At 62.7% G+C, this 26,121-nt stretch carries 19 protein-coding genes and 1 tRNA gene; 3 read left to right on the plus strand and 17 right to left on the minus strand.

The annotated features are described in order from the left end of the window. Positions 1 to 228 precede the first annotated feature (228 nt). The gene (gene gshB / locus P2W41_RS01315; protein ID WP_404934090.1) at positions 229 to 1,176 is read right to left on the minus strand and encodes a glutathione synthase; all 948 of its coding nucleotides are present in this window, start codon (positions 1,174 to 1,176) and stop codon (positions 229 to 231) included. A 385-nt stretch (positions 1,177 to 1,561) separates the two neighbouring features. Here gshB and P2W41_RS01320 point away from each other — a divergent pair, with 385 nt between their 5' ends. After that, positions 1,562 to 2,917, plus strand: a complete 1,356-nt coding sequence (locus P2W41_RS01320; protein ID WP_292898297.1) for a bifunctional diguanylate cyclase/phosphodiesterase — start codon at positions 1,562 to 1,564, stop codon at positions 2,915 to 2,917. Positions 2,918 to 2,936: 19 nt separating this feature from the next. On the opposite strand, the gene P2W41_RS01325 is transcribed toward P2W41_RS01320, so the two are convergent. Further along, positions 2,937 to 3,293, minus strand: coding sequence for a septal ring lytic transglycosylase RlpA family protein (locus P2W41_RS01325; protein ID WP_292898296.1), 357 nt, complete (start codon positions 3,291 to 3,293; stop codon positions 2,937 to 2,939). A gap of 229 nt (positions 3,294 to 3,522) precedes the next feature. On the opposite strand from P2W41_RS01325, the gene P2W41_RS01330 reads away from it, so the two are divergent. Then, positions 3,523 to 4,302 carry a GGDEF domain-containing protein gene (locus tag P2W41_RS01330; protein WP_404934091.1) on the plus strand — a complete coding sequence of 260 codons (780 nt, stop codon included), beginning with the start codon at positions 3,523 to 3,525 and terminating at the stop codon, positions 4,300 to 4,302. Positions 4,303 to 4,382: 80 nt separating this feature from the next. Here the strand turns inward: P2W41_RS01330 and P2W41_RS01335 are convergent. The 9 genes from P2W41_RS01335 to P2W41_RS01375 all read right to left on the minus strand — a co-directional run bounded on the left by P2W41_RS01335 (position 4,383) and on the right by P2W41_RS01375 (position 12,988). Continuing rightward, positions 4,383 to 4,467, minus strand: a tRNA-Leu gene (locus P2W41_RS01335). 141 nt (positions 4,468 to 4,608) lie between these two features. Next, entirely contained in the window at positions 4,609 to 5,229 is a 621-nt protein-coding gene (locus P2W41_RS01340; RefSeq protein ID WP_292898294.1) for a 2,3-bisphosphoglycerate-dependent phosphoglycerate mutase, read from the minus strand. A 32-nt stretch (positions 5,230 to 5,261) separates the two neighbouring features. Next, a complete protein-coding gene (gene dapB, locus P2W41_RS01345) occupies positions 5,262 to 6,074 on the minus strand; it encodes a 4-hydroxy-tetrahydrodipicolinate reductase (protein ID WP_404934092.1) in 813 nt (270 codons plus the stop codon). After that, positions 6,071 to 7,891 (minus strand): ABC transporter ATP-binding protein, encoded by a 1,821-nt coding sequence (locus tag P2W41_RS01350; protein WP_292898292.1) that lies wholly within the window; start codon positions 7,889 to 7,891, stop codon positions 6,071 to 6,073. The genes dapB and P2W41_RS01350 overlap by 4 nt, the downstream gene beginning before the upstream one ends. Before the next feature lie 119 nt (positions 7,892 to 8,010). Then, positions 8,011 to 9,039, minus strand: coding sequence for a glucokinase (locus P2W41_RS01355; RefSeq protein ID WP_292898291.1), 1,029 nt, complete (start codon positions 9,037 to 9,039; stop codon positions 8,011 to 8,013). Positions 9,040 to 9,168: 129 nt separating this feature from the next. After that, positions 9,169 to 10,242: a penicillin-insensitive murein endopeptidase gene (mepA, locus tag P2W41_RS01360; protein ID WP_404934902.1), complete on the minus strand. Its 1,074-nt coding sequence runs from the start codon at positions 10,240 to 10,242 to the stop codon at positions 9,169 to 9,171. A 42-nt stretch (positions 10,243 to 10,284) separates the two neighbouring features. Further along, a complete protein-coding gene (locus P2W41_RS01365) occupies positions 10,285 to 11,169 on the minus strand; it encodes an SDR family oxidoreductase (RefSeq protein WP_404934093.1) in 885 nt (294 codons plus the stop codon). Beyond that, the gene (queG, locus tag P2W41_RS01370) at positions 11,166 to 12,296 is read right to left on the minus strand and encodes a tRNA epoxyqueuosine(34) reductase QueG (RefSeq protein ID WP_404934094.1); all 1,131 of its coding nucleotides are present in this window, start codon (positions 12,294 to 12,296) and stop codon (positions 11,166 to 11,168) included. The genes P2W41_RS01365 and queG overlap by 4 nt, the downstream gene beginning before the upstream one ends. Further along, on the minus strand, positions 12,296 to 12,988 hold the full coding sequence (locus tag P2W41_RS01375) for a glutathione S-transferase family protein (RefSeq protein ID WP_292898287.1): 693 nt from the start codon (positions 12,986 to 12,988) through the stop codon (positions 12,296 to 12,298). Before P2W41_RS01375 ends, queG begins: the two co-directional genes overlap by 1 nt. Before the next feature lie 139 nt (positions 12,989 to 13,127). Here P2W41_RS01375 and P2W41_RS01380 point away from each other — a divergent pair, with 139 nt between their 5' ends. Next, positions 13,128 to 13,934 (plus strand): undecaprenyl-diphosphate phosphatase, encoded by an 807-nt coding sequence (locus P2W41_RS01380; RefSeq protein WP_404934095.1) that lies wholly within the window; start codon positions 13,128 to 13,130, stop codon positions 13,932 to 13,934. Positions 13,935 to 14,181: 247 nt separating this feature from the next. On the opposite strand, the gene trxA is transcribed toward P2W41_RS01380, so the two are convergent. The 6 genes from trxA to P2W41_RS01410 all read right to left on the minus strand — a co-directional run bounded on the left by trxA (position 14,182) and on the right by P2W41_RS01410 (position 25,990). After that, the gene (trxA, locus tag P2W41_RS01385) at positions 14,182 to 14,505 is read right to left on the minus strand and encodes a thioredoxin (RefSeq protein WP_007009092.1); all 324 of its coding nucleotides are present in this window, start codon (positions 14,503 to 14,505) and stop codon (positions 14,182 to 14,184) included. A 74-nt stretch (positions 14,506 to 14,579) separates the two neighbouring features. After that, positions 14,580 to 18,104 carry a double-strand break repair helicase AddA gene (gene addA / locus P2W41_RS01390; protein ID WP_404934096.1) on the minus strand — a complete coding sequence of 1,175 codons (3,525 nt, stop codon included), beginning with the start codon at positions 18,102 to 18,104 and terminating at the stop codon, positions 14,580 to 14,582. Continuing rightward, the gene (gene addB / locus P2W41_RS01395; protein WP_404934097.1) at positions 18,101 to 21,226 is read right to left on the minus strand and encodes a double-strand break repair protein AddB; all 3,126 of its coding nucleotides are present in this window, start codon (positions 21,224 to 21,226) and stop codon (positions 18,101 to 18,103) included. Before addB ends, addA begins: the two co-directional genes overlap by 4 nt. Further along, entirely contained in the window at positions 21,216 to 21,953 is a 738-nt protein-coding gene (locus P2W41_RS01400) for a nucleotidyltransferase family protein (RefSeq protein ID WP_404934098.1), read from the minus strand. Before P2W41_RS01400 ends, addB begins: the two co-directional genes overlap by 11 nt. Beyond that, positions 21,950 to 23,458, minus strand: coding sequence for a tRNA (adenosine(37)-N6)-threonylcarbamoyltransferase complex ATPase subunit type 1 TsaE (gene tsaE / locus P2W41_RS01405; RefSeq protein ID WP_404934099.1), 1,509 nt, complete (start codon positions 23,456 to 23,458; stop codon positions 21,950 to 21,952). Before tsaE ends, P2W41_RS01400 begins: the two co-directional genes overlap by 4 nt. Positions 23,459 to 23,467: 9 nt before the next feature. Beyond that, a complete protein-coding gene (locus P2W41_RS01410) occupies positions 23,468 to 25,990 on the minus strand; it encodes an ATP-binding protein (RefSeq protein ID WP_404934100.1) in 2,523 nt (840 codons plus the stop codon). Between the last annotated feature and the right edge of the window lie 131 nt (positions 25,991 to 26,121).

A 26,121-nucleotide genomic window follows, 5' to 3' on the forward strand; every position in this document is an offset into this window, starting at 1 on the left:
AGCGCTTTGCGGGCAAAAAACACACGCAAGACGCTCGAAAATGCCACCGGGCGACCACATGCTCAGCCCCGGGATACACCCAGGACAAGAAATTTGATCGCCTCACAACCACATTGAAGCAGCTTGCGGCACCCAGATCAAGAACATTTCAGGAACAAGGAAACGCCATGGCTGTTTTCCGGTTGCGAATGGTTGTACCCGCGGAACAATCCATTCGTCATCCGGCTGTCATTCGCCGGCCCGGCGTGCCTCGACCGCGTCCCAAAACAGCGCAGCAATGTCGGCGCCGCCGAAACGCTTCACTTCGCGTATGCCCGTCGGCGACGTCACGTTGATTTCCGTCAGCCAGTCGCCGATGACATCAATACCGACGAGGGTGAAGCCACGTTCACGCAGGGACGGCCCGATACGCGCGCAAATTTCGCGTTCACGATCTGTCAGTTCCGCATGCTCGGCGCGTCCACCCACATGCATATTTGAACGGGAGTCATGCTCGGCGGGAACCCGGTTGATGGCGCCAACAGGTTCGCCCTCGATGAGAATGATCCGCTTGTCACCACCCCTCACCTCTTTGAGATAACGCTGCACGATGAAGGGCTCGCGAAACGCCCCCATGAACATTTCCAACAGCGAGGCGAGATTTCGGTCACCCTCCCTGAGATGAAAGATGCCAGCGCCACCATTGCCATAAAGCGGCTTGACGATGATGTCGCCGTGCTTCCTGCGAAAATCATCGACCTCTCGCGTGTCCCGCGTGATGAGCGTTTCGGGCATCAGATCCGCGAACTCGGTGACAAAGATCTTTTCGGGACTGTTGCGCACCCAGGACGGATCGTTGACGACCAGTGTGCTGGGATGAATACGGTCGAGGATATGGGTGGTGGTGATATAATTCATGTCGAAGGGCGGATCCTGACGCAGGAGAACAACGTCCATCCCGGAAAGATCAAGCCGCTTTGGCTCGCCAAGCGTGAAATGATCGCCCTTGATATCGCGCACTTCCAGAGTTTCCGCCCAGGCGATGACCCTGCCGTCGACCATGGACAGCCTGTCCGGCGTGTAGTGCCAGAGCGCATGGCCCCTCGCCTGTGCTTCCAGCGCAAGCGCAAAGCTCGTGTCGCCGGCAATCGAAACGGTAGAAATATGGTCCATCTGGACCGCGATTTTGAGGGGCATGGAATAAACTCCGGAGGGACTCAGGCAGTTCGCATTCAACATTCGCATCCTGGCCGCCCGAGCCGCCAGAGCAAATATTGGAAACACGATGCCACTGGCAGCTTTATGTTTCCTGGGACGTGACCCGGATGGAATTTATGTATTTGACATTCAATCTCAAGGTGAGTGCAAACAGCTTTCGACGTCAAACTCCATCCACCAACGCCAGCAGATGACGGCGCAGGCACGCATGTGTCAAGACAGGGCAGCGGCCCAGATGCAAAGTCGCGCCCGAACTGGCAGAAACCACGTGCGTATTGTCAGAGTATTGGATACGATTCCTAAACAATTTAGGTCCATGGTTCGGCCCATGTGATCAAAAAATCGCCAAAGCAACGGAGTTTCGATGCAGCCGGCGCCCGCACCTGAACGGACGATAACGGCGGACCAGTCCGATTTTGCCTTCACCGATGCGTTGACGGGCCTTGGAAACATGCGCCGGTTCTTCGACAAGATTGATCGACTGATCGAAGAGCGCGCCGACGATCCCGCCCCGTTCGCCATCGGTGTTCTCGACCTCGACGGATTCAAACCGATCAATGACCTCTTCGGTCGCGCTGCCGGCGATGAAATCCTGCAACAGGTAGCCATGCGGCTTCGGGCCGCGATGGATGGAAATTCCACCGTGACGCGGATCGGCGCCGATGAATTCGCGTTTCTGTTTCCCCTCGTCTTCAGCGAAGAGACGGCCCGAGAGAAAACAAGGCTTCTGATTGAGATTCTCTCCGCCCCCTATGATGTGGGTCAGCGCACGGCGCGGCTCTCGGCTTCGGCCGGTTGTTCGCTCTACTACTCCGAAGAGGAAACGAGCGAGGTTCTGCTCAACAAGGCCGAAACCGCGCTCTATCAGGCAAAACGCACCGGGCGCGGGGCGGTGGTGGTCTACACCCGCGAGATGGAGGAAGCCGCCAAGCGGGTGACCCATATCGAACAGGCGCTGCGACGCGCCGTGGCCGCAGGAGAGGTGGAGCCGCATTTCCAGCCGATTGTCGACCTTGAAACGCGCCGCACTGTCGGCTTCGAGACGCTGGCCCGATGGACAGACCGTGATCTGGGCCCCGTCTCCCCCGGCATTTTCATCCCCATTGCCGAAGAGCGCGGCATTATCGGCCAGCTTTCGCAGCTCGTGCTTCGCAAGGCCACCGAGGCCGCGCGCGATTGGCCGAAAGACCTGTTTTTGTCCTTCAATCTCTCGCCATCACAGCTCGTGGACCACAATACGGGCCTGCAGATCCTCTCCATCCTGGAACGGACGGGCTTCGACCCGCGTCGTCTGGAGATCGAGATAACCGAAACCGGCCTGATGAACGACCCTGCTTCAGCCCGCCGCATCGTGGAAGATCTGCGCCGTGTCGGCATCCGCGTTTCGCTGGATGATTTCGGCACCGGCCAGTCGAGCCTCGGGCGGCTTCGCGAGTTTCACTTCGACAAGCTGAAGATCGACCGCGCCTTCGTTTCTTCCATTCTGGAAGATCGTCCGTCCGAACACATCATCCGTGCCATTCTCGCCATGTGCGAGGGATTGGGTATGGACGTGGTGGCCGAAGGCATCGAGGCGGAGGCCCAGGCCGACCGCCTGGTGCAATTCGGCTGCTCAGGCGGGCAGGGCTTTCTCTTCGGTCGTCCCTGCAACGCCGACGAGACACTCGGTTATCTTCGACAGAACAGCTGGTTTCCGGCTCAGCACAAGCAGATTATCTGATCAACCCGGAGCGAAGGGTTCAGCGCTTTTGCAGGCAGACCCTTGTGTGGCCGGCCCGGATAAAGCCAAGCCTGGCAGCCGCAGCTTTCGACAGATCAAGTATCCGGCCACGCACAAACGGCCCGCGATCGTTGATCCGCACAACGACGCTGCGTCCATTTCTCTCGTTGGTCACACGCAGTTTCGTGCCGAAGGGCAGGGTGCGATGCGCCGCAGTCATCGCCGCCGGGTTCATCCGTTCGCCCGAGGCCGTCTTTGAAGTCAGGGCATACCATGAGGCGCCACCGCACTGCGCAAAGGCCGGCGCGGTCACCACGGCCAAGATCAGGGCGGCTGCCGGCGTGATCAACACGCTGCGGGAAAGTCGCTTGTGCATATTATCGTCCTGAATTTCGTTGCGGAGCAAACGGCCCCCTTCAGCGTTTCACGGAATGGGTAAAGCGATCCAAAGGATGGTTTTCACGGATTCCGGATGGAAAACCGGAAGCCGATTGTCCCGGGAAGCGCTTTATCGGCCAAATGAGGCGATGAATGGGCGTTGCCCCGGGGCGGCACGACCGGTCCCCTTAACGTTGGGGTAACGGGCGGCTGATATCCGCCGAACCATGAAACCGGTTTTGCTCAAGGCTGCGATCGCAACGCTTCTTTCCATCATCGCTTCACTGGCGATCTCCTGGACGACGATACGCCTGACCGGCAGCTCAATGAACGGGTTTGCTGCCTTCATGAGTACGCTGTGTCCGCTGCTGATCGCATTCCCGGCCAGCACCTATACATTCTACCAGAACCACAGGATCGCTCTGGCGCACCAGGAGCTGGAGGCTGCACACCGCGAACTCGCCGGCGTCTATCGCAGGCTTGCCGCGGCAGCGCGCATTGATGATATGACCGGACTTCTTAATCGCAGCACCTTCATCAAGGAGCTGAATCAGGCAGGACAGCGGGGCGCGGGCGGCGTTTTGCTCGTCATCGACGCCGACGACTTCAAGGGGATCAATGACACGCACGGCCATCTGACCGGGGACCGTGCGCTTGCCGCAATCGCTGATGTCATTCAGGACTTGTTTGGCGCGGAAGGCATTGCCGGGCGGATTGGCGGCGAGGAATTCGGGGTGTTTGTGGAAGGGGTGCCCCTCTCCCGCGGCAGAGCGCTGGCCGAACGGCTGCGGCGAAGTGTCGAGCGGATCGAGGTCCGGACGATACAAGGCGGGACTGCCCGTCTCAGTGTCAGCATCGGGGTTTCGTTCGTGGAGACGGCAGCCGACTTCTCCACTCTGATGGCGATCGCCGATGAACAGCTTTATGCCGCGAAAGGGCGGGGCCGCAACCAGGTGTGCGCGCCGGATCCGGAGACGGTGACCGTACAGCTGCGCACGGCTTCGTGAAGGCCCGGCCCGACCCAAATAAAATGCGCTGCGGAAACGATCACGCAGCGCCGGAAAATACGCATTCTGATATGAAAGAATGGTGCCCAGGAGAGGACTCGAACCTCCACGCCTCGCGGCACACGGACCTGAACCGTGCGCGTCTACCAATTCCGCCACCTGGGCAGGTGTGCGATGCCGATGTAAGGGGCAAGCCCGTCCGTGTCAACGCGGATTCTTGCTGTTTGTCAGGAAAATGACACGGGCCGATACCGAGGCCTCCCGCAAAAGCGGGCAGGGGCGCTGCGGAGCCCCTGCCATGACGGATCAATCTTCAAGAACCTCTTTCGACGCCACGGTCGAATCGGCGTTGAGCCTGTAGACAATGGGAACGCCGGTGGCGATTTCCATCTTCACGATCTCCTCGCCTGAAAGACCGTCGAGCGCCATCACGAGGGCGCGCAGCGAATTGCCATGGGCGGCCACCAGAACCGTCTCGCCGCGCAGCACATGCGGCAGGATCTCATGCAGGAAATAGGGCCACACGCGTGCGCCCGTGTCCTTCAGGCTTTCGCCGCCGGGGGGTGGTGTGTCGTAGGAACGGCGCCAGATATGCACCTGCTCCTCACCCCATTTTTCGCGCGCATCATCCTTGTTGAGGCCCGACAGATCGCCATAGTCGCGCTCATTGAGCGCCTGGTCGCGGATGGTCTCCAGATCTTCCATCCCGAGCTCCTTCAGGATGTGGTCATTGGTAACCTGCGCGCGGGAGAGGACCGAGGTGTAGGCGATATCGGGCCTGAAGCCGCGCGCCTTCAGCCGGCGGCCGGCATCCTTTGCTTCCTCATGGCCTTTCTCGGTGAGGCCCGGATCGCGCCAGCCGGTGAACAGGTTCTTCAGGTTCCATTCGCTCTGACCGTGACGAACGAGAATGAGAGTACCGGACATGGTGCGTTCCTTGTTGCTTCGTGGGTGAAAGTTCAGTTGAGCCCGAGCACGTCGAGCATGGAATAGAGGCCGGGCTTGCGGCCATGCGCCCAAAGGGCGGCCTTTGCCGCTCCATGGGCGAAGATGCCACGATCCTCGGCCTGGTGCGAAAGGGTGATGCGCTCGCCCGCGCCCGCCAGAATGACCGAGTGCTCGCCGACAACGGAGCCGCCGCGCAGCGTGGCAAAACCGATCGTGCCTTCCTCGCGCGGGCCGGTCTGCCCATCGCGCACACGCACACTCTTTTCCGCAAGCGCGATTTCACGCCCTCTTGCAGCGGCCTCTCCGAGCAGTAGCGCAGTGCCAGAAGGGGCATCGACCTTGTGGCGGTGGTGCATCTCCAGCACCTCAATGTCGAAATCGGACGCCTCCAGCGCGCGGGCGGCCTTTTCAACCAGCACCGCAAGCAGATTCACCCCAAGGCTCATATTGCCTGATTTCACGATGGTGGCGTGGTGTGCGGCAGCCTTGATCTTCGCTTCGTGTTCCGGTGCAAAGCCCGTGGTGCCGATCACGTGGACAATCTGTGCCTGAGCGGCATAGCCGGCAAACTCGACGCTGGAGTCCGGCGCGGTGAAATCCAGCACGCCATCGGCCTTCGCGAAGGCTGCCAGCGGGTCGTCGGTGATCGCAACATTGATCGTGCCGATGCCGGCAAGCTCGCCCGCATCGCGGCCAAGGAAGGACGAGTCCGGGCGCTCCACGGCGGCTGCGACGTGCAATCCCTCCATCGTATGCACGGTGCGGATGAGCGTCTGCCCCATACGGCCGGCAGCGCCGACGATGACAAGCCCCATATCGCTCATGTGTTCTGCTCCTGCGGCTCTGCTGCTGTCGTGTTGGCGAGCAGGTTCTCGCCCTTCTGGCTCTGCATGCGATGGAAGCGCGCATAGATGCCATGTGGCCTGGCAAGGAGGGTTTCATGTGTGCCCTCCTCAACCAGGTGCCCTTCTTCAAGCACGATGATGCGGTCGGAATTGACGACGGTGGATAGCCGGTGCGCGATGACCAGCGTGGTGCGGGATTCCATGATGCCTTCCAGCGCCTGCTGGACACGTGCCTCCGACTCGTTATCGAGAGCAGAGGTCGCCTCGTCGAGGAGCAGGATCGGTGCGTCGCGCACAATGGCCCGGGCGATGGAAATGCGTTGGCGTTGCCCCCCGGAAAGATTGGCGCCATTCTCGCCCACAAGCGTTTCATAACCTTTTGCCTGCTGGCGGATGAACTCGTCGGCAAAGGCAAGCCGTGCTGCCTCCTCCACCTCCGCGTCGGTTGCGTCCGGGCGGCCATAGCGGATGTTGTCGCGGATCGTGCCCTCGAACAGGTAGGGCTGTTGCGACACATAGGCGATGGCATTGCGCAGCGAGCTCTTGGTGACGCCAGAAATATCCTGCCCGTCGATTTCGATCTTGCCGCCATCGAGATCGTAGAAGCGCTGGAGAAGCGCAAAGAGCGTGGACTTGCCGGCACCCGACGGGCCCACGATGGCCGTGGTTTCACCCGCCTTTGCAACAAAGCTGACGCCGTGCAGAACGGGCAGATCGTCACCATAGGAAAAGGCGACCTTATCGAAGGTGACCGTGCCCTCACTGACCGAAAGCGTGCCTGCCCCCGGCGCATCGCGTTGCTGCGGCTCGGTGTCGAGAATCTCGTAGATCATGCGCGCATTGACCAGCGCGCGTTCCAGATTGACCTGGACGCGCGCAAGCTTGCGCACGGGATCATAGGCCAAGAGCAGAGCGGTGATGAAGGAGAAAACCCCCCCCGGCGGCTGCGCGCTGACGGATGCGCGCCAAGCCGCGTAGCCTATCACGCCGGCGATCGCGAGGCCCGCCAGCAGCTCGGTGATGGGGCCAAGCCGCTCGGAGACGCGGGCAATCTTGTTGGAGCGGTCCTCGGCGTAGGAAATCAGCCCTGACATCTTGTTCGAGAGCTGCTTCTCCATGGTGAAGGCCTTGATGATGGCGATGCCCTGAACCGATTCCTGCATGGCTCCCAGCAGGCGCGAGTTCACATCGACGGCCTCACGCGTGACGCGGCGCAGGCGGCGCATCAGGTAATTGACAGAATAGATGAGCGGCGGGCCGATGACCAAAGCGATCACCGAGAGCAGGGGATCCTGCATCACCATGACGGCCACGAGACCGATGAGCGTGACCAGATCGCGGGCTATGGAGGCGACCGTCATGTTGAGCAGGTCGCGGATGCCGGTCACGTTCTGGCTGATCTGAGCTGCAAGCTGGCCGGAACGCGTGGTGGTGAAATAATCGATGCCAAGCCGCATAAGATGATCGAACATGCGCTGCTGGTAGCGGGCAACGATGTTGTTGCCGATCTTGGCCAGTATCACCGACTGGCCGTAGGTGGCGAAACCGCGAACAGCGAAGGCTACGACGATGGAGGCGCAGATCCAGCCGACCAGTTCCCAGCGCTGGTTATAGAACACCTCGTTAATGATGTCCCGCATGATCCACGCGCTGAAAGCGGTGGTCGCGGCGATGGCCAGCATGCAGGCAATCGCGATCGCATAATGGCCGATATAGTCGCGGCCGTTTTCGGCGAAGATGCGGCGAATGACAGGAAGAACGTCTCCCACATCCGCCTTGTTCTTTCCAAGCTTCAAAACATCCGTTCCTGTTCAGCCGGGCGACCGGGCGTTGGACGGCCGCACTTTTTCAGCAACAGGCTATGCCCGTTCGACCGCACTCATGCAACGGTGAATCCTGTTCCAGAAGCCGCTTTTCATGCGGCCTTCCAGCGCCGCCCCTGGGTTTCGATGCCGAAACGAACGGGTGTGCGGGCATAGGCGGCAAGGCCCACAAGGGCGGCTTTCGGATGCGTGATGACATAGACAGGGATGTCTTTTAGCAGGGCTCCGTGCGGCGCCTTATCCTCGAAGGCCGCCCGGAAATGACCGTTCTTGAGCGTTGGAACGATTTTCTGGGCAATGCCACCACTTAGATAAACGCCGCCCCGCGCCATGAAGATGAGCGCCATATCGCCGGCAAGCCGCCCCAGATAGGTGACGAAGAGATCAAGGGTTTCGACGGCAACCGGATCGGCCCCCTCGAGACCGGCGCTGCTGATCTCCGCTGGCGTTTCGTGGACCGGCTCCTTACCGTTGGCAGCATTAATTGCGCGGTATAGATTCATCATGCCACGCCCGCATAGTATCTGCTCCGCCGCTACGCGGCCCTCGATACGCTCCAGATGCGGAAAGATTTCGAGGTCACGATCGGATCGCGGGCCCAGATCCACGTGCCCGCCTTCGCCCGGCACCGGAAACCAGGTGTGCTGCGCATGGACCAGGCCGGCCATGCCAAGCCCTGTGCCGGGTCCAAGGACCACGCGACTGCCCGTGGCTTCCGACCTCCCGGGACAGACCATTTCCAGACTGTCGTCGTCGAGCGCAACGACAGCCAGCGCCTGGGCTTCGAAATCATTGATGACGATGATGTCGCTAAAACCCATCGTCTCCATCATCTTGCGCGGGCGCACGACCCAGTCGCAGTTGGTCAGGTCGATCTCATCACCCTCGACCGGACCAGCCACCGCCAGCACCGCCGATTGCGGAATAATCGAGGTACGATCAAGAATGGCGCTCTGAATGGCTTCGTCGATGGTCGCAAAGTCTGCGGTCTGCACCACCGGAAATGTTTTCGGCTCGGCGTTGGAGTCCACCAGAATGGCGAAGCGCGCATTGGTGCCGCCGATGTCGCCGATCAGGACGGGAAATCGCAGGGCTGTATCGTTCTCATTCTTGAAATGCATGGGACAGACTCTGGCGATTTGCCGCTTCAAAGACAGGGGTTAAAGCGGAATTAAATCGGTTAAAGCCGGAACGCAAGCGCGCCGGCAGCAAAAATGTCGGCGCGGCCGCCACATCAGCGCCGATTGGCTCTACTGAAACCCGGGGCGATTGGTCGGCCGGGGAACCCGCGCCGGGGGCATCGCCGAAAGGACATTGGCAGGGCTGGCGGGCTGGTAGCCAAGTGCGGGCAGATCAGCGCCCGCAGCCTGTGGAACCCCGCCCTGACCGGCGACGGTCACTGCTGCTTCCGAAGCAGGATTCGGCGCATCTAGCACGGCGCGGCACGCAGTGGGCAGGGCCGCCATGGTCATCACGTCGCGGGCCTTCGGTTTGGCAGGACCCTTTGCCGGCTTCCATGGTTCATCTGTGAACCACCAGGCGAGTGAATCGTCGCACCCCTCGCTGCGAGGGGGCGGGCTTTGCGGTTTGCAGCCGGTAGAGCCAGCCGGGCAACCGATGCGGACATGAAAATGGTAGTGATGCCCCCAGAATGGCCTGATCTTGCTGAGCCACGAGCGATCACCGCGCACGGTATCGCAAAGCTTCTTCTTGATACCCGGATGAACGAGGATGCGCTCGACTTCGGAGTAATTTGCAGCGCGACGCAAAACGGCTTCGTGGGCCGGAGTCCACTTTCTGTCATCGACGTAAAGCGAATCTTTCTTCAGCATCGAGACTGCGCTGATGCGCTCACGATCCGTCACACTCATGCGCTGGGCCGGCATCGGGGTGAACCAGATATCGGCATCCAGCCCGATCTGATGCGACGCATGACCGGAAAGCATGGGACCGCCACGCGGCTGCGAAATGTCTCCGACGAGAAGCCCGCGCCATCCATCCTGCGCGGCTTCTCTCGACAGGCGCTCCAGCAGGGATATGAGGACAGGATGCCCCCAGCGGCGGTTGCGCGAGAGGCGCATGGCCTGCCAGTGCGGGCCATCGGGTGCGATGGCAACGCCACCGGAAAAACACCCCTTGGAGTAAAAGCCATAGGCTGCAGGCCGCGTAGCGGCGGGGAGTTTCTTGGCCCCAAAAAGCTCCTTGGCGAGGGGTTCAGCCTGAACGGAGGCAATCGTGGTGGAAAGGCCAAGCATGGCCAGGGCCACCAATTTCAAAGTCCGTTGGAATCGCATCGCTTCCTCGTTGTCAGCCCACCGCGCGATGATCGAATCATATCATGCTTGCCAACCGCTTACCGCATTCGTTTACGATTCTTCTCCACGCCAGCTTCCGTCTGCCCACATGGTTTCGAGTGCCGCGCGATACTCCGGATGCCGCATTCGATAGCCCGTGCCTTTGAGTCGTGCATTCGAAACGCGTTTGCATTCGCCGTAAAACGACCGACCCATGGGGGAGAGGTCTGCGTCTTCAAATGCGATCTCCGTGGGCGGCTGGCGACCTGCCACAGCGGCGGCGTGCGCCACCACATCCTGCGGGGGAGAAGGCGCGTCGTCCGTCACATTGAAAATACCCGTCTCAAAGCGTCGGGCGAGATGCGCTGTCGCCCCTGCGATGTCGCCCACATGGATGCGGTTGAACACCTGGCCCGGCTTGACGATGCGTCGCGCCTTGCCCGTGTGAAGACTGCAGAATGCATTGCGGCCCGGCCCGTAAATACCCGACAGGCGGATAATGGCGGCGGGCAGATTGAGCGCCGCGCCAAGCCGCATCCACTCTTCTTCTGCAACAAGCCGTTGTTTCGAACGATCTGAGACCGGATCACAGGCTGCGGTTTCATCCACCCACGCTCCGCCATGGTCGCCATAGACTCCCACCGTGGAGAGATAGCCGATCCATCTGAGCGACGGCATGGCCCGGGTGATTACATCGCGCCCGGCAGCCAGTACAGGATCGCCTTCCGCGTCCGGTGCAATGCTGACGATGAGATGCGTGGTGGAGGCCAGCGCATCTTTCGCTTCGGCGGGAATGGTGCCCTGAAACAGGTAGGGCACGATGCCCGCGCGTTTCAGTTCCTCGACTTTTTCAGCGCTGCGTGTGGTGCCGGCCACGGTCGCGGCTTCGCGAGCGACTTCGCGGGCGATGGCCCGGCCCGAATAGCCTGCTCCGAAGATGAAGAATCGCTTGGTCATGATCGCCCGTCCCATTCAGTCTGCACCTGTGCGTCCGTTTCCTGCGGGCGCAGCCGGGTTTCGATTGCCCGAAAGGCCTTGTCGTCCAGAAGTCGGGACAGCGCCCAGACAGCCGCGCCACGCACGAGCGGCGAAGCATCTTCGGCGAGGCGCCTGCACGGGTCAAGCAGGCTGGTTTCGCCGGAATTGCCCGCCGCAATCAGCACATTTCGGATGAAACGGTCGCGACCGATGCGCTTGACCGGTGAGCCGGAAAACAATGCGCGAAAGCCGGCATCGTCCAGTTCCAGAAGCTCGGAAAGCGACGGCGCCCTGAGTTCGTCACGTGCCTTCAGCTTCGCTTCGGCGGCATCCTGCGCGAACTTGTTCCACGGGCAGACGGCAAGGCAATCGTCGCAGCCATAGATGCGGTTACCCATGGGAATGCGGAACTGGCGGGGAATTGGCCCCTTGTTTTCGATGGTGAGATAGGAGATGCAGCGCCGCGCATCGATCTGATAGGGGGCGGGGAAGGCCTTCGTCGGACAGATGTCCAGGCAGGCGCGGCAGGAGCCGCAATGGTCGCGCTCCGGCGCATCCGGCGGCAACTCCGCCGTGGTGAAGACGGAACCGAGAAACAGCCAGGAGCCGAATTCACGGCTTACCAGATTTGTGTGCTTGCCCTGCCAGCCGAGGCCGGCCTCGCGGGCCAGCGGCTTTTCCATCACCGGCGCGGTGTCGACGAAAACTTTCACATCCTCGCCGGTGCGGGCAGCGAGTTTGCCGGCAAGCTGTTTCAGCCGTCCCTTGATGATGTCGTGATAGTCTCGGTTGCGCGCATAGACCGAAATCGCCGCCCGGTCGCGGCTTTTCAATATCTCAAGCGGGTTGTCGTCCGGACCGTAATTCATGCCGAGCATGATGACAGAGCGCGCTTCCGGCCAGAGATCGCGCGGGTGGGCGCGGCGATCGGCCGTTTCCTCCATCCATTGCATGCTGCCATGCCGGCCCTCCTTGAGGAAATGGCCAAGTTCGGCCGCGCGCGATGGAGCGTGCTCCGCCGAGACTACCGCCACTGCATCGAAGCCCAGTGCGCGCGCCTCCTTGTCGACGAACGCGCGAAGCCTGTCGGCCTGCGCGCGTTGCATCAGAAATCCAGATCCGCGTAATGGGAAACGGGAGAGAGCCCACGCACGCGGTCAGCCAGGATGGAGCGGAAGGAGGGGCGCGACTTCATGCGGGTATACCAGTCGCGCGCCGCAGGATAATCATTCCATTCAATCTCGCCCAGATAATCGAGCACCGAGATTGTGGCGCCTGCCGCAAGGTCGGCATAGGAGAGACGTTTGCCGGCCATCCAGTCGCGCGTGCCGGCCAGCCAGTTGGTGTATTTCATATGCTGCCGCACATTGGTGCGTGCAGCGCGGATGGCTGCCGAGTCCGGAGACCCGCCGCCTTCCGAGCCAGCCATCTGCGGCTTGAGCGCGCGTTCGCGCACCAGATGCCGGGTGACATCGGCATCGGCCTTGACGAGATACCACTCGACCAGACGACGAATTTCCGCCCGGTCGACGGAATCTTCCGCCATCAGCCGCTTCTCGCGCTTGAGCGCGCCACGCGTCTCGTCCAGGTACTCGGCGATGACCGTGGCGCCAACGATCGGGTGATCGCCCTCGGCCAGAAGCACCGGAATGGTGCCGGCGGGATTGAGCGTCAGAAATTCCTCGCGCCGCGCCCACGGCCGTTCCTCGATCAGGGCGAGTTCCTCGCCATATTCGCCGAAGGAAAGCCGGATAAAACGGCACGAAGCGTAGAGGGGGTGATGAAACAGGGTCAGCATGCTGTCGCTTCTAAAGGAAGGCTCTGGCCATTTCATGGCCTTGGCGGTAATTCTTCGATTACCTGATTCTGCAAGTACTCCCTTCTGCTATAGGGGGAGACGTATCTGCTGACAAGCAAGCCGTGATTGAGGAGCAAACATGACGGATCAGACCATCGTGGGGGCCCTCCTTCTCGGCGTCCTCGAAGGACTGACGGAATTCATACCCGTCTCCTCGACCGGTCACATCCTGCTGGCCGGCCATTTCCTCGGTTTTGAATCCACCGGCAAGGCGTTTGAGGTTCTGATCCAGCTCGGCGCGATACTGGCGATCCTCAGCGTCTATGCCGCGCGCCTCTGGCAGATGCTTGTCGCTCTGCCGCGCGATCCTGCAACGCAGCGCTTCGTCATCGGCATCCTGATTGCCTTTTTGCCGGCTGCGATCATCGGTGTGCTGGCCTACAAGATCATCAAGACCGTGTTCTTCGAGACGCCGCTTCTGATCTGCGCAATGCTCATTCTGGGCGGCTTCGTTCTTCTCTGGGTGGATCGCCGGGCCAACAAGCCGCGCTACCATGACATCACGAAATTCCCGCTCTCCATGTATCTTGGTATCGGTCTGTTCCAGTGCCTTTCGATGATCCCGGGCACCTCACGCTCCGGTGCGACAATCGTCGGAGGGCTCCTGATGGGCGCGGACAAGCGCTCGGCGGCGGAGTTTTCCTTCTTCCTCGCCATGCCGACCATGACCGGCGCCTTCGCCTATGATCTCTACAAGAATTACGATCTTCTCTCGGCAGCGGATGTGAAGATCATCGCCATCGGTTTCATCGCCGCCTTTTTTGCTGCGCTTCTGGTGGTGCGCTGGCTGCTTGGCTACGTATCGCGGCGTGGCTATGCGCTGTTTGGCTGGTGGCGGCTGCTCGTGGGCAGTGTCGGTCTGATCGCACTGCTTGTGTGGGGTTGAGGACCGAATGCAGTACCGTCGTGCGTGGTTCGACAAGCTCACCATGAGGGATGTAGAGCCTTGCAGAAATGCCTGTCTCCACGGTGTTTCAGCTGGTGTTGCAGTCATACACCCTCCCTCATGGTGAGCTTGTCGAACCACGCACCCCATCAATGCCATGGCGGCGCGTCCACATGAACACAGACTCACCCATCCAACAAAAAACCCGGCACGAGGCCGGGCTTTTCATGTCTCTGCAGGTGACGTTTTAGGCAACGGCACCATTGATCCAGGCCGAGAGAGCAGTCTTCGGTGCAGCACCGACTTTCATGTCGGCCACTTCGCCGCCCTTGAACATCATGAGCGTCGGGATGGAGCGCACGCCATACTGCGCGGCGAGTTCCGGGTTCTCGTCAATGTTCACCTTGGCGATCTTGACCTTGCCACCGAGCTCGGCGGCAATCTCGTCCAGCGCGGGCGCGATCATCTTGCACGGGCCGCACCACTCGGCCCAGAAATCAACAACCACGGGCTCGGACGCCTGCAGCACGTCGGACTGGAAATTGTTCTTGTCCGCCTTCACGGTGGCCATGGGAATTCTCCTTATCGGCAAATCGGTCACACCACATGTGGGGGTGGCGCGGGGTCGCGTCAAGCTCTCTTGTGTCACGCTCCCGTGAGTCGTTCAAGCGCGTCTGCCAGTCGATCCCCGGGCACCGGCAGCAGGACCGGCGTTTCGGTGAACAGAAGGGCTGCTTCGATCCGGCGGCCGGGATAAAGCGGTTTCAGAAGCTCCGCATAGAGCGCAAGCTGCGCGACATAGGCGGCGGGTGCTTCTTCCAGCGTTTCGGCGGCAGGGCGATTGGTCTTGTAATCGACAATCAGAACCGCCTCATCGGTGACAGCCAAGCGGTCGATCTTGCCGGAGACGGCGTGGCGGCGCTTGCCAAGCGTGAGTTCTCCCATCACCGAAACTTCGGCGCGGGACCCCGACGCGAAGATGGGCGCGAAGCGCGTGTCCTCAAGGATCGCGCAGACAGAGCGCCAGACAGCCTCCCGTTCTTTACTGCTCCAGGTGCCGCCGACACGGTTGAGATAGCGATCGGTTGCAGCCTCTCGCTCTTCCTGCGGACATTCGGGGAGCAATTGCAGAAGCCTGTGCACGGCCAGACCACGCTGGATGGCAAAGCCCGGTCTGCTCGCCTCATCGAGAACCGGCGAGAGGGGAGACGGGACCGGCTCGTAATCAGCTTCGATCAGAGCGCCAGCGCGTGACGGCGAAAGCGGGCGCGGCAGATCGACCGGCATGGGCGGCGGGGTGAGCAGGGCTTCGGGAAGCGCGGTTTCGGGCGCGGTCTCAGCAGGTTTCTCTACCTCAGGCTTCACTGCCGGTGCATCACTGACACGATAGCGATAGACCGGAACGCAGATTTCCGGGCTCGCCCGTTCCTCCACCCGGTCGGCCCCGGAAAGCGCGGCGCGCACGACATTGAGCCAGGTCAATTCCTGAGGCTCGCGCTGGCCGTGATAGCCGCAGACGATGAGGCGGTCCTCGGCGCGCGTCATGCCCACATAGAGAAGGCGGCGGTATTCTTCCTCCGCCTTGATCTTCGCATCAGCCTCGAAACGCGCGGCCACCGTGTTGGAAACATCCTTGCCGGCGCGCCAGAGGAAACCCTTGCCCTGCCAGCCTTCACCGCGCGGCGCGAAGGGCATGAGCTTGGGGAGATGCTGGGAGACGAAGGGCGCACTGCCCGGATCGACCAGAAACACCACCGGCGCTTCGAGCCCCTTGGCGGCGTGAACCGTCATGATGCGCAGCTCGTCGCGCGTCTGGTCCATCTCGCGCTTGATTTCCGGCGCCTGCCCTTCAAGCGCCGAAAGCAGCGCTTCGAGCCCGTTCAGCCCCGCCCGCTCACCTGCGAGCGCGAAGGAGAGGAACTCGTCGAGAATGTCGTTTGCCTCATGGCCAAGCCGGGCAACGAAAAGCCGACGCGCGCCCTCCCGCTCACGTGTGCCCGTGAGAAGACTGGCATAAAACTCGAAAGCCGGCTTGAAAGCCGCTTCGTTCTGCCAGTTCTGCAGGGTCTCGACCATGCCGGCCACGGCCGGATCCTCCAGCGCCTGCGCGCGCATGGCATCGAACAGCGGCACGGCGCGCCCGCGGTTCCAGGCAAGGCGGAAGAGGCGTTCCTCATCCATGCCGAAAAGAGGGCTTTTCAGCACTGCTGCCAGCGAGAGATCGTCATGCGGCTGAAGCAGGAAGCGGCCAAGCGCGATCAGATCCTGCACGGCGATGTGCGCAGTGAGCCGCAGGCGGTCCGCACCGGCCACATCGATGTGGCGGTTTTTCAGACTGCGCGAGAGCGCGTGCACGAACCGGTCGCGCTTGCGCACGAGCACGAGCACATCGCCAGCGGTGAGGCGCTTGCCGGTGCCTTCGATGATCTCGCCATTGCGGATCCAGTCCTCGACCGTCTGCGCGATGGTTTCGGCCAGCCGCACGGCGGGTGCGGAGGCATGGTCGATGGCCTCCGTCCAGTCTTCCGGCTCATCCACCGCGACCGGCGCGATGGGCGACCAGACTTCCACATAGCCGGGCTGGCCCGCGCGAACCGCCAGATGCTCGATCGGCTCGGGATCATGCGTCAGCCCCTGCGCCACATCAGCCTTCGAGAACACGAGATCGGCGGCGCGCAGCACATCCTCGGTGGAGCGGAAGGAATAGCGCAGGCGCAGACGCTCGAAACGGCGCTCGACCTCGCGCACCTTTTTCTCAAAAGCGCGGCCGCTCTCGCCGAAGGCCGCAGGCTCCGCTCCCTGAAACGAATAGATGGACTGCTTTTCATCGCCCACCGCGAAGATGGTGCGCAGGAGGCCTTCGCGCGCACCTTCGCCGGCAAAGAACTCTTCCGCCAAAAGGCGCACGATCTGCCATTGCTCGGGGCTCGTGTCCTGCGCCTCGTCGATCAGCACGTGGTCGATGCCCTTGTCGAGCTTGTACTGCACCCACGGTCCGGCGTCGGCGCGGGCCAGAAGCCGGATGGTGCGCATGATGAGATCATTGAAATCGAGAAAGCCGCGCGCGCGCTTCAGCCGCTCATAGCGGGCGATCATGCCATCGGCGATGACAAGGGCCGCACGCGTTGCCTCCAGCATGCGGAAAAGCGCCACGCGGTCGACCGCATCGCGGATTGCCTCCGCCGCCTCGCCATAGCGCTCCACAATGTCGGGCAGGGCGGTGCGCAGCGCCTTTTTGAACGTGGTCTCGCCATAGACGCCGCCATCGGCCTTCAAAAAGCCCTTGCGCAGATGGTCGAGCCTTCGCAGCGGGTCCGCCTCCTCGAAGGCGCGGCTGGCATCGGGCACGATGCTCTTCAAAACCGTTTTGGCGTCGACGGCCTCCGCCTCGGCCACGAAGGCACGAAACGCGCCGGCATCGAAGCCCGGAAGCGGCCAGATGGAGGCGGCAATCGATGCTGCGGTGTCATTGGCTGCGAAATCGAACTCCTCGAACAGGGCGCTGTAGGGAACCGGGTCGTTGCCGATTTCATCGATAAAGGTGCGCAAGCCGTCGCGGCGGGCGATGATCTCCGACAGGAGCTCCTGCAAGCCGCTCTCGCCACCACGCTCCAGCACCTCGGCAAAGGCTTCGGCCAGCGCGCCATCCTCGCCGGCGGCCCCGGACAGAAGATCGCGCCGCGCCTCGGCGAGAAGCGCCTCCTCCATCTGCGTGTCGAGCAGCTCGAAATGGCCGGCAATGTTTGCCTCCAGCGGGAACTGGTGCAGGATCGCCTCGCAGAAGGCGTGGATCGTCTGGATTTTCAGACCGCCCGGCGTTTCCAGCGCGCGGGCAAAAAGCCGCCGCGCGCGGGCGAGCTTTTCACGGCTGGGTGCCTTGCCTTCCATCTTTGCGATCACATCGGACAGCGCCTCGTCGGGCAGGAGGCTCCAGCCGGCAAGATCGCGGAACACGCGGTTGGCCATGTTGGCAGCGGCAGCGCGCGTGTAGGTGAGGCAGAGGATCTTGGACGGGTCCGCCCCCTGCAACAGAAGCCGGATCACGCGCTGGGCAAGGACGTGCGTCTTGCCGGAGCCGGCATTGGCCGAAACCCAGGCCGATGTGGTGGGGTCGGCGGCAAGCGACTGCGCCTTTATCGTGTCCTCGGGGATGAAGGGAAACTTTTTCATTCGTCCCCTCCGCTATCGCCTGCATCGCCGCCGGCAGACCATTCGAGCACACGCGCCAGATGATCGTAATCGCCGTCCACATCGCCCTCGCGGAAAGGCAGGACGCGCGAGCGATAGCCTGTCTCAGGCTTGTGATAATGGGCGAGAAGCTGCCCCAGCCGTTCCCATGCCTCTTCGGCCATGCCGGGCGCGGTCTTGTCGCTGTCCTTCATGCGGAGAATGGATTCAGGCACCACCTCGCCATTGGCCTTGAGCCGCACATAGGCGAGGTCGCCGGGCTCGGCGGGGCCGATATCGGCGAAGGCGCCACGCTGAAGCAGCGCCGCCTCCAGCGCAAGCTGTGGCGAGAGAAGCGTGTGTGCCTGCCGGCGCGACGGCGAGGCGCCGGTCTTGTAATCGAGGATTTCGGCGCTGCCATCGGCGCGGATGTCGATGCGGTCGGCGCGGCCTGAAAGGGTGAGGCCGAGCTTTGCCACCTCGATGGCCGAGGCGCGGATTTCGGCATGGCGCTTTGCGATGCCTTCGGCGCGACCGCGCTCCCATTCGACGACGGAGGCCGCCGTGCGCTCGAAGCGCGGCCACCAGACCGTTGCCACATCCTGCGGGAGACCGGCTTCGGCAAAAAGCTCGCGGCCAATGGCGATCAGGCGGTCGAGCGCGTCGGGGGCCGTCGGGTCTTCCACCTCCTTGATGAAGCGCTCCAGAACATCGTGGAAGAGATTGCCGCGTTCTGCGGCACCCGGATCGCGGATCAGCGGGTCGAGCGCGACAAGCGCCAGAATGCGTTTGGCGTAGACGGCATAGGGATCGCGCCGCAGCGTCTCGATCTCGGTGATGGAGAAGCGGGTGGGGCGCGCCTCGACGGGCGGTGCTGGCTCGGGCCGTGGGGCGAAATCCTCGTCCGGCCTGTCGTCCAGAAGGCGTGCCCAGGCGATCAGCTCCCGGCCCCGCGCGCGCATGGTTTCGGCAACATCTTTGCCGGCAAACGCCGTGAGGCGCTGCAGCCAGCGTGAAGCGACAGCCGGCGCATCGCCGGCGCGGGCGGCGCGTGTCAGCACCACCTCTTTCGTGCCCATCGCCATCATGAAATCATGCGCGGCCTGGCCGATGCGTCGCTCCGGCGGCTCCAGCGAAAGCTCGGCCTTCATCAGCCGCGACATGAAGCGGTCGGAGGAGGGAATGGCAGGCCAGGTGCCCTCGTTCATGCCGCCCAGAACCATCGTGTCGACATGCAGAAGCCGTGCTTCCAGCGTGCCCCAGATGGCCACGCGCCTGTCTGCGCCCATGGTGGGTTTCACGACTTCGGTGGCGATGAGCGCGGCAAAGACCGCCGGCCACTCGGCGGCATCGAAGGGCAGGGTGGTTTGCGAACCCACCAGACCGCGCAGGAAGGCGGCCATGGCCTGTCCGCGCTCGCCGTCATAATAACTGGTGAGACTGCCATCCTCTGAGCGACCCAGCGCTTCGAGAACCTCGACTGTCTTGCGCGCCATCTCGGGCACGCCGATGCCCGATTGCCCGCGCAGGGCGACCAGTGGGCGCAGCGCTTCGACCAGAGCACCGAGCACCGCGCGCGCTTCGGCCAGTGCGGCGTCGTTGACACGCGGGAACCAGAAAGGCTTGCGCGTGTCGCGTTCAATCGCTCCCCAGCGTGTTTCAAAAAGCGCATCGAGCGTGGCGATGTCTGGCCGACCCGTGCCACCGCGCAGCGCCACGAGCTCGATGGTCTCGGCAGCGCGGCGCACGCTGGCGCGCTTCAGCCCCAGCCGGAGCAAGGGATGCTTGAGCAGGGCCACCATGGCGATGGGTTCACCCGGGCGGAACACGGTTTCGAGCAGCAGTCGGGCGAGCGTTGCCGGCGGCGTGTCGGCGAGCGGCGTGCCGCCGGAATCATCCGCCTCGATGCCGAAGCGGCGCAGCTCCACCGCGACACGCCGCGCCAGACCGCGATCGGGTGTGACGAGTGCTGCCGTGGCGTTCTCGTCGGTCAGGGCCAGGCGCAGCGCAACGGCAATCGACAGCGCTTCCTCACGCTCGTTTGCGGTCTCGACCAGGGTCACGCCGGAAAGCGCATCCCCTTCTGTCGCATCGGCTGCCAGCGCCTGATTTTCGAGCCAGGCATCCGTGGTCTCGGCCGGGCGCAGGGTTTCGCTGACCAGTGCACGGCGCAGGGCGAGCGGCGGGGCAGGCTCGCCAAGCTCCACCACCGCTTCGCGCGCGATGCCCATCGCTGAAAGCAGCTTTTTCAAGCCGGCCTGCGGATGGCCGAAGGCAGATGGCTCGTCCGCATCGCCCACCGCCTCCCAGGCACGCGCGTCGAGCCGCGTGTCGAGACCCGGCAGGACCACGGCACCGTTTTCCAGCCCGGCGATTGTCGCCAGAAGCCGGGCGGTCGCCGGTATGGAGCCGGTGGAGCCGGCAGCGATGACCGGGCCCTTGTGTGCGTGGGCCCTGAGACGCGCGGCTTCTGCTGCCAGCATCGCGTTGCGGTGTGCGGCGGGGTTGGAACGGTCGAGCTCTTCGAGCAGCTTTGGCCAATGGGCGGTGACGATCTGCAGGAATTCGAGCGTCACCTGCCACCAATGCGCCAGCGTATCGGGCGCGAGGCTGGCAAGCTTCGTCCAGCCGGCTTCCTCGGTTTCGATTTCGTCCATCAAGCCGGCCAGATCGCGCGCGAGCCAGATGGAATCCGACGCCGAAGCCGGCACCACAACGCCTTCCTCGAAGAGTGCGGCCACGTGGCCGGGCAGCCGCGCCTTCCACGCCTGCACGAGCGGTGCCAGCAACAGGATGCGATCCAGCGCCTCTATCGGCGGGGCGAGATCGAGCGCGGTGGCACCCTCCGTATCGAACAGCGCGGCCTCTTCATCGAACTCGCCCAGCGGGCGAATGACGGGGAGGATGGCGGACTGGCCGTCGAGCTTTCGCAGCAGGACATCGCGCAGGGCGCGGGCGGCACGGCGGGTCGGCAGATAGATGGTGACATCGGCCAGCGCCAGCGGATCGCCCGTGTGGCGAAAGCCCGGCACGAGCTTTCCACCGAATAGAGCTTCGACAAGCGTCTCCAGAAAGCCGACACCGGGGGGAATGGAAAAGACGCGGCTTTTATCTTCAGCCAGCATCGCTCTTCTCGGTGTGCATCGCCACCACCGTTTCGGCGGGCGCGATGGCATCCGGCGTGCCGACGGTGATCCACGCGCCGTCCATTCTCATGCCGAAAAGCCGGCCCTTGGCTTCGGCTGCGTCGAAATAGGCGTTGAGAGACTGCGGCTCATTGCCTGCACCGGCAAAGATGCGCGGGTGAAGCACGATCGCGCCGGCATAGATGACGCCGCCTTCCACGCCGCGATCACGGGTGAGGCGGCCTTGTGCATCCATTCGGTAATCGGTCGAGCCGGAATGACCCGTCGCCTGTTCGGTGTCTGCAACCATGAGGAGAATATCCATGTTGTCAGGCTCCCAGGCAAGTGCCATGCGCTCGAGATTGGACGTGCCAGATTCAAGCCAGAACGTATCGGCGTTTAGAATGAAGAAGGGCGCGTTTCCCAGATGCGGCAGGGCGTGAATGATGCCACCGGCCGAATCCAGAAGCTGCGCGCGCTCATCGGAAATGACGATCTTCGGCGCGGTGCGGCCTGCCAGATGCGCCTCCATCTGGTCGGCGAGGTAGTGCACATTCACCACGGCCGTCTCGACCCCGACACGCTCCAGCATGTCGAGCGCTCGGTCGATCAGCGTGCGTCCGGCGATCTTCACCAGCGGTTTGGGCATGGTGTCGGTGATGGGGCGCATGCGCTTGCCGAGCCCGGCGGCGAGCACCATCGCCTTTGTCGGGACCGTTCCGCTCATGCCTCGTCTCCGCTCAGGAAGCCGGCTTCTTCATAGAATGTGCGCAGCTCGTCCAGCACGGGATGGCGCATTGCACGGCGAAGATAGGCGCGGATGCGCGGCAGGTGCTTGATGTAGAAAGGCTTGTGATCGCGCTGCTCCAGCCGCACGAAGGTGCCAAGCAGCTTGGAATTGCGCTGGGTGGCGCAGATCGCATAGGCCTCGTCGAAAGCTTCGCGGTCAAACGGCGCCTGCTCGGCACGGGCGGCGCAATAGGCTTCCACCACAGCGCGTTCCAGCGCTTCGGGCATGGTGACGCGGGCATCGAGCGCAAGCGAGGCGACGTCATAGGCCGCCGGCCCGCACACCGCATCCTGCAAATCGATCAGCCCCAGCCGGTCGAACCCTTCGCGCTCGCCGCGCCAGATCAGGTTTGGCGAGTGAAAATCGCGCAGGACGAGATTTTTCTCGAAGTCTTCAAGGCGTGCGAAGAGCCGGTTCCAGCGTTCCATATAGCCCGCGCGTTCCGCATCGTTTGCGGGGCGTCCGGCCATGAACGGCATGTACCAGTCGGTCAGAAGGCTCACTTCGATGCCGAGCGCTTCGCCGTCATAGGGCGGCAGCTCGTGGATGAGCTGATCGTTGACGGGTATCTCTTTCGGCCAGGCATCGCGGTGAAGTGCCGCCAGAAGGCGCGCGGCCTCCATATAGCGCTCCGCAACCGGTTCGCCCTCGGCCGAGAGAAACGGTGTCTCGCCAAGATGCTCTGTCAGGAGAAGCCCTGTTTCCAGATCCTGTGCATAGACCTGATAGGCCGAGAAGCCACGGGCGCGGATGGCGTTTGCCATGGCAACGGAGGCGGCGACGGACTGCGCCAGATGGGCGATCCGGCTATAGGGGCGTCCGCAGGCAAGCAGCGGCTCATCGCGGCGCTCCGGCGCGTTCATCAGAATGCGACGGGCACCCGTGCGTGTCGTCACGGTCTCATAGGCACGCAGTGAGGCGTCCCCGAGGAGAAACGCACGGTGGGCGCGCGGCTCGCCGGCATTGTTGAGAAAATCACGAATGGCGAAGCTGCGCTCCAGCCGTAGCATCGCTTCCCCGGGCCCCGCGATCACCGCAAGCCTGCCCTCGCCGCTGTCGTGCAGCTCAATGCGGATCGCATCAGCAAAACGCTCGCCAGCACGCTCCGGCCACTCCACAAGCGCAACGCCATCTTCTGCCGCTTCGAACAGGCCGAGCTCTTCCAACTCGTCGGGATCGGCCAGCCGATAGAGATCGAAATGATGCACGGGGATGCGCGCGTCGTAGCTTTGCACCAGCGTGAAGGTGGGGCTTGGTACCTCCAGCTCCGGATTGTCGGCCAAAGCGCGGATGATGGAACGGGCGAGGGTCGTCTTGCCGGCGCCGAGATCGCCTCGGAGAGCCAGAATATCGCCGGGCCGCAACGCCACGGCGATATCCTCGCCGAAAAGCGTGGTTGCGTCTTCATCCGGCAGGAAGCGTTCCAGAACGCGTGCTGTCATACGGTTTGGCTACTCTGCGGCGACCCGCGCCTGTGTCGGCGCGGAGGGGAACCGGCAGGTTACCGTGGTTCCGCGCCCTTCGCCCGTGTCGATGTGAACCGAGCCGCCATGCAGCTCAACGAAGCTCTTGACGATGGAGAGGCCAAGCCCCGCACCACGTCTGCGGCCGCCATTAACATGCGGTTCGAAACGTTTGAAGATGGTTTCAAGCACATCGGGTGCCATGCCCGGCCCATCATCATGGACGCTGAATTCCACCGCGTCGTCATATTGCCGCGCAGAAAGGCGGATTGTGCTGTGTTCGGGCGCGTAATTGGCCGCATTGGAGAGCAGGTTGAACAGCACCTGCCGCACACGGTTTTCGTCTGCATGGAAAACGAGTGCGCCATCGTCCATCTGCACGTCGAGGCGGATCTGGTGCTCGCGCAGGCGCTCGGAAATGAGCCCGGCCGCAGCCTCCACCATGTCGCCAACCCGGACCTCTCCGATCTCCAGTTCCATGATGCCGGCGTCAACCGTCGCAAGGTCGAGAATGTCGTTCACGACAGTGAGCAGCACGGAGGATGAGGACCCTATGTGATCCAGATACTCACGCTGCTTCTGATTGAGCGGACCCGTTTCCGGAAGGTTCAGGAGTTCGGTAAAGCCGATGATGTTGGTCAGCGGTGAGCGTAGTTCATAGGAAACATGCTGCACGAAATCGTTCTTGAGCTTGTCTGCCTTCTGCAGCGCGTCGTTCTTTTCCTTCAACGCGCGTTCCACATTCACGCTGTCGGTCATGTCGACAAAGGTTATCATCACCTGGCCGTTGGGCAGCGGAATCGTGGCATGGCTCAGTACGGAACCGTTTGAGAGCTCCACCTGACCATGCTGGCTGCGCCGCTCGTCATCGAACCCGGTGACCGACGCGACGAAGCTGTGCCACGGGCTTTCCTTGGCCAGCGGGTCGCACACCGCTCGAATATCGGCAATGTGCGCCTCGGGCGTGACAAGCTGATCCGGCAGGTTCCAGATGCGCTGGAATGCGGGATTGGAAAGGCGCAGACGCCCATCCGGCCCGAACACCGCGACGCCTTCGGTGAGATTGTCCAGCGTTTCGCCCTGAACGCGCATCGCCGCATTGTAGCGGCTCTCCAGATCGAACTTTTCCGTCAAATTCTCGAAAACCCAGGTCACGCCACCCTTGGGTTGCGGATTGGCGATCACGCGGATCGTGCGTCCGTCAGGCAGGTGCCACCAGTGTTCCTGTGGCTTCATGCTGCGATAGGCGGACAGGAGGCCTTCCTTCCAGCGCCGCCATTCGGGCTGTTCGGCCAGCGTGCCTTCGCTGCGCAGCCGGTCGAGCAACAATGCGTTGTCAGGTCTGCTCTCAAGAAAGGGCGTATCGAGGTCCCAGAGCTTCTGGAACGACTGATTGAAGAAGCGCAGCTTCTGGTTTTCGTCGAAAATCGCCACCGCTGTGGTGAGTTGATCGAGCGTGTCGGAGTGGCTCTGAACCGTGCTCTCAAATTCCCGACGGATCGTTTCCACTTCGCTGATGTCGGCAGCAATGCCCGCCGAGCCGTGCCCGCCAGCGTAATCGGTGACAGCAAAAACCCGCCGCTCGCCATGAACAACGGCGGACAAGGATTGCCGGAACACCTCATTGGCCTCGCGGTGACGGCTGATGATTTCCTCCCGCGCCGACATGGGCAGGAACTCAACCTGTTCGCGCAGAACCGCATCACCCGTGGCGGCATCCACCGCACCGGTAAACGCACGGTTTACCCAGGCCAGTTGTCCTGCCTTGTCGCGCAGCCAGAACGGCATGTCGAGCGCATCGAGCAGACCCAGAAGCGTGGCACGTTCAGACAACAGATTATCCTGCTCAAGCTGAAGACGTGCATGTTCTTCACGCACGCCGGCAAGCGAGACGAACCGCAGAACCGTGTGCTGCGCGGATTTGCGCCCCTGAGCCTCCAGCATCGTGCCGGATCTGGTTTCGATGGTCAGGTCGAAGTTTTCTCCGGTCTCGCGCAGAGTGGCGAGCGCGCGGTCGAGCGCAGAGGCGGAACGCGGCATCATCCACCGCCCAAACGCCAGGAATGCGGAACGCTCGTCCGGCGCACCGCATCCAGGTGGAAGATCGCCTACAATCGCCGGCTTGTCCGAACCGCCGCCCCAGACGACCGCACGCTGATCCTTCAGATTGAGGAGAGCCTCGGAGCGGCCGAGTGCGCCACTCAACTCAGCAATCCGCGCGCGCAGTTCGAGATTTTCAGACGCGATGCGGGCGCGTTGGCGGATCAACCATATGGCAGAGAGAAATGCTGCGCCCATGACGCCGGCAAAGACCGCGATCTGGATGACCTCGACAGCGGTGACCGATATGCCCGGTGCAAGTTGCGCAGTCGCCTGCGCGGCGGCCACGGAAGGCACTGCCACACCAGTCGTCAGCGTCAGTAACCGCATCAGCCCCCGCACGATGCCTGCTTTGCGCTGTCGGCCCCTAGGGCCTGTAGATCCGCCGTTCAGCGGGTCCAGCCCCGGCATGTCTTGTTCCTTCTCCGCCGCATGATCTGGCAAGACCGCCCCTTCCTTTCGCCAGGCCCGCAGCCCGGAAGGTCAGCCGCCTCGCGAATCACAGCACTGTACCGCGTGAGCGAATCGCCGTGAAGAAGGGC

Source organism: Nitratireductor sp. L15S-10, assembly GCF_045011005.1.
Lineage (GTDB): Bacteria > Pseudomonadota > Alphaproteobacteria > Rhizobiales > Rhizobiaceae > Nitratireductor.

Excerpts from the sequence above, each read along its gene's own strand:
- P2W41_RS01320 (WP_292898297.1), top strand. The coding sequence starts at position 1,562 with ATGCAGCCGGCGCCCGCACCTGAACGGACGATAACGGCGGACCAGTCC.
- P2W41_RS01365 (WP_404934093.1), bottom strand. The coding sequence starts at position 11,169 with ATGACCAAGCGATTCTTCATCTTCGGAGCAGGCTATTCGGGCCGGGCC.
- P2W41_RS01410 (WP_404934100.1), bottom strand. The coding sequence starts at position 25,990 with ATGCCGGGGCTGGACCCGCTGAACGGCGGATCTACAGGCCCTAGGGGC.
- addB (WP_404934097.1), bottom strand. The coding sequence starts at position 21,226 with ATGCTGGCTGAAGATAAAAGCCGCGTCTTTTCCATTCCCCCCGGTGTC.
- dapB (WP_404934092.1), bottom strand. The coding sequence starts at position 6,074 with ATGAGCGATATGGGGCTTGTCATCGTCGGCGCTGCCGGCCGTATGGGG.
- trxA (WP_007009092.1), bottom strand. The coding sequence starts at position 14,505 with ATGGCCACCGTGAAGGCGGACAAGAACAATTTCCAGTCCGACGTGCTG.
- P2W41_RS01400 (WP_404934098.1), bottom strand. The coding sequence starts at position 21,953 with ATGAGCGGAACGGTCCCGACAAAGGCGATGGTGCTCGCCGCCGGGCTC.
- P2W41_RS01340 (WP_292898294.1), bottom strand. The coding sequence starts at position 5,229 with ATGTCCGGTACTCTCATTCTCGTTCGTCACGGTCAGAGCGAATGGAAC.
- addA (WP_404934096.1), bottom strand. The coding sequence starts at position 18,104 with ATGAAAAAGTTTCCCTTCATCCCCGAGGACACGATAAAGGCGCAGTCG.
- P2W41_RS01375 (WP_292898287.1), bottom strand. The coding sequence starts at position 12,988 with ATGCTGACCCTGTTTCATCACCCCCTCTACGCTTCGTGCCGTTTTATC.
- P2W41_RS01330 (WP_404934091.1), top strand. The coding sequence starts at position 3,523 with ATGAAACCGGTTTTGCTCAAGGCTGCGATCGCAACGCTTCTTTCCATC.
- gshB (WP_404934090.1), bottom strand. The coding sequence starts at position 1,176 with ATGCCCCTCAAAATCGCGGTCCAGATGGACCATATTTCTACCGTTTCG.
- queG (WP_404934094.1), bottom strand. The coding sequence starts at position 12,296 with ATGCAACGCGCGCAGGCCGACAGGCTTCGCGCGTTCGTCGACAAGGAG.
- P2W41_RS01325 (WP_292898296.1), bottom strand. The coding sequence starts at position 3,293 with ATGCACAAGCGACTTTCCCGCAGCGTGTTGATCACGCCGGCAGCCGCC.
- P2W41_RS01380 (WP_404934095.1), top strand. The coding sequence starts at position 13,128 with ATGACGGATCAGACCATCGTGGGGGCCCTCCTTCTCGGCGTCCTCGAA.
- tsaE (WP_404934099.1), bottom strand. The coding sequence starts at position 23,458 with ATGACAGCACGCGTTCTGGAACGCTTCCTGCCGGATGAAGACGCAACC.
- P2W41_RS01355 (WP_292898291.1), bottom strand. The coding sequence starts at position 9,039 with ATGCATTTCAAGAATGAGAACGATACAGCCCTGCGATTTCCCGTCCTG.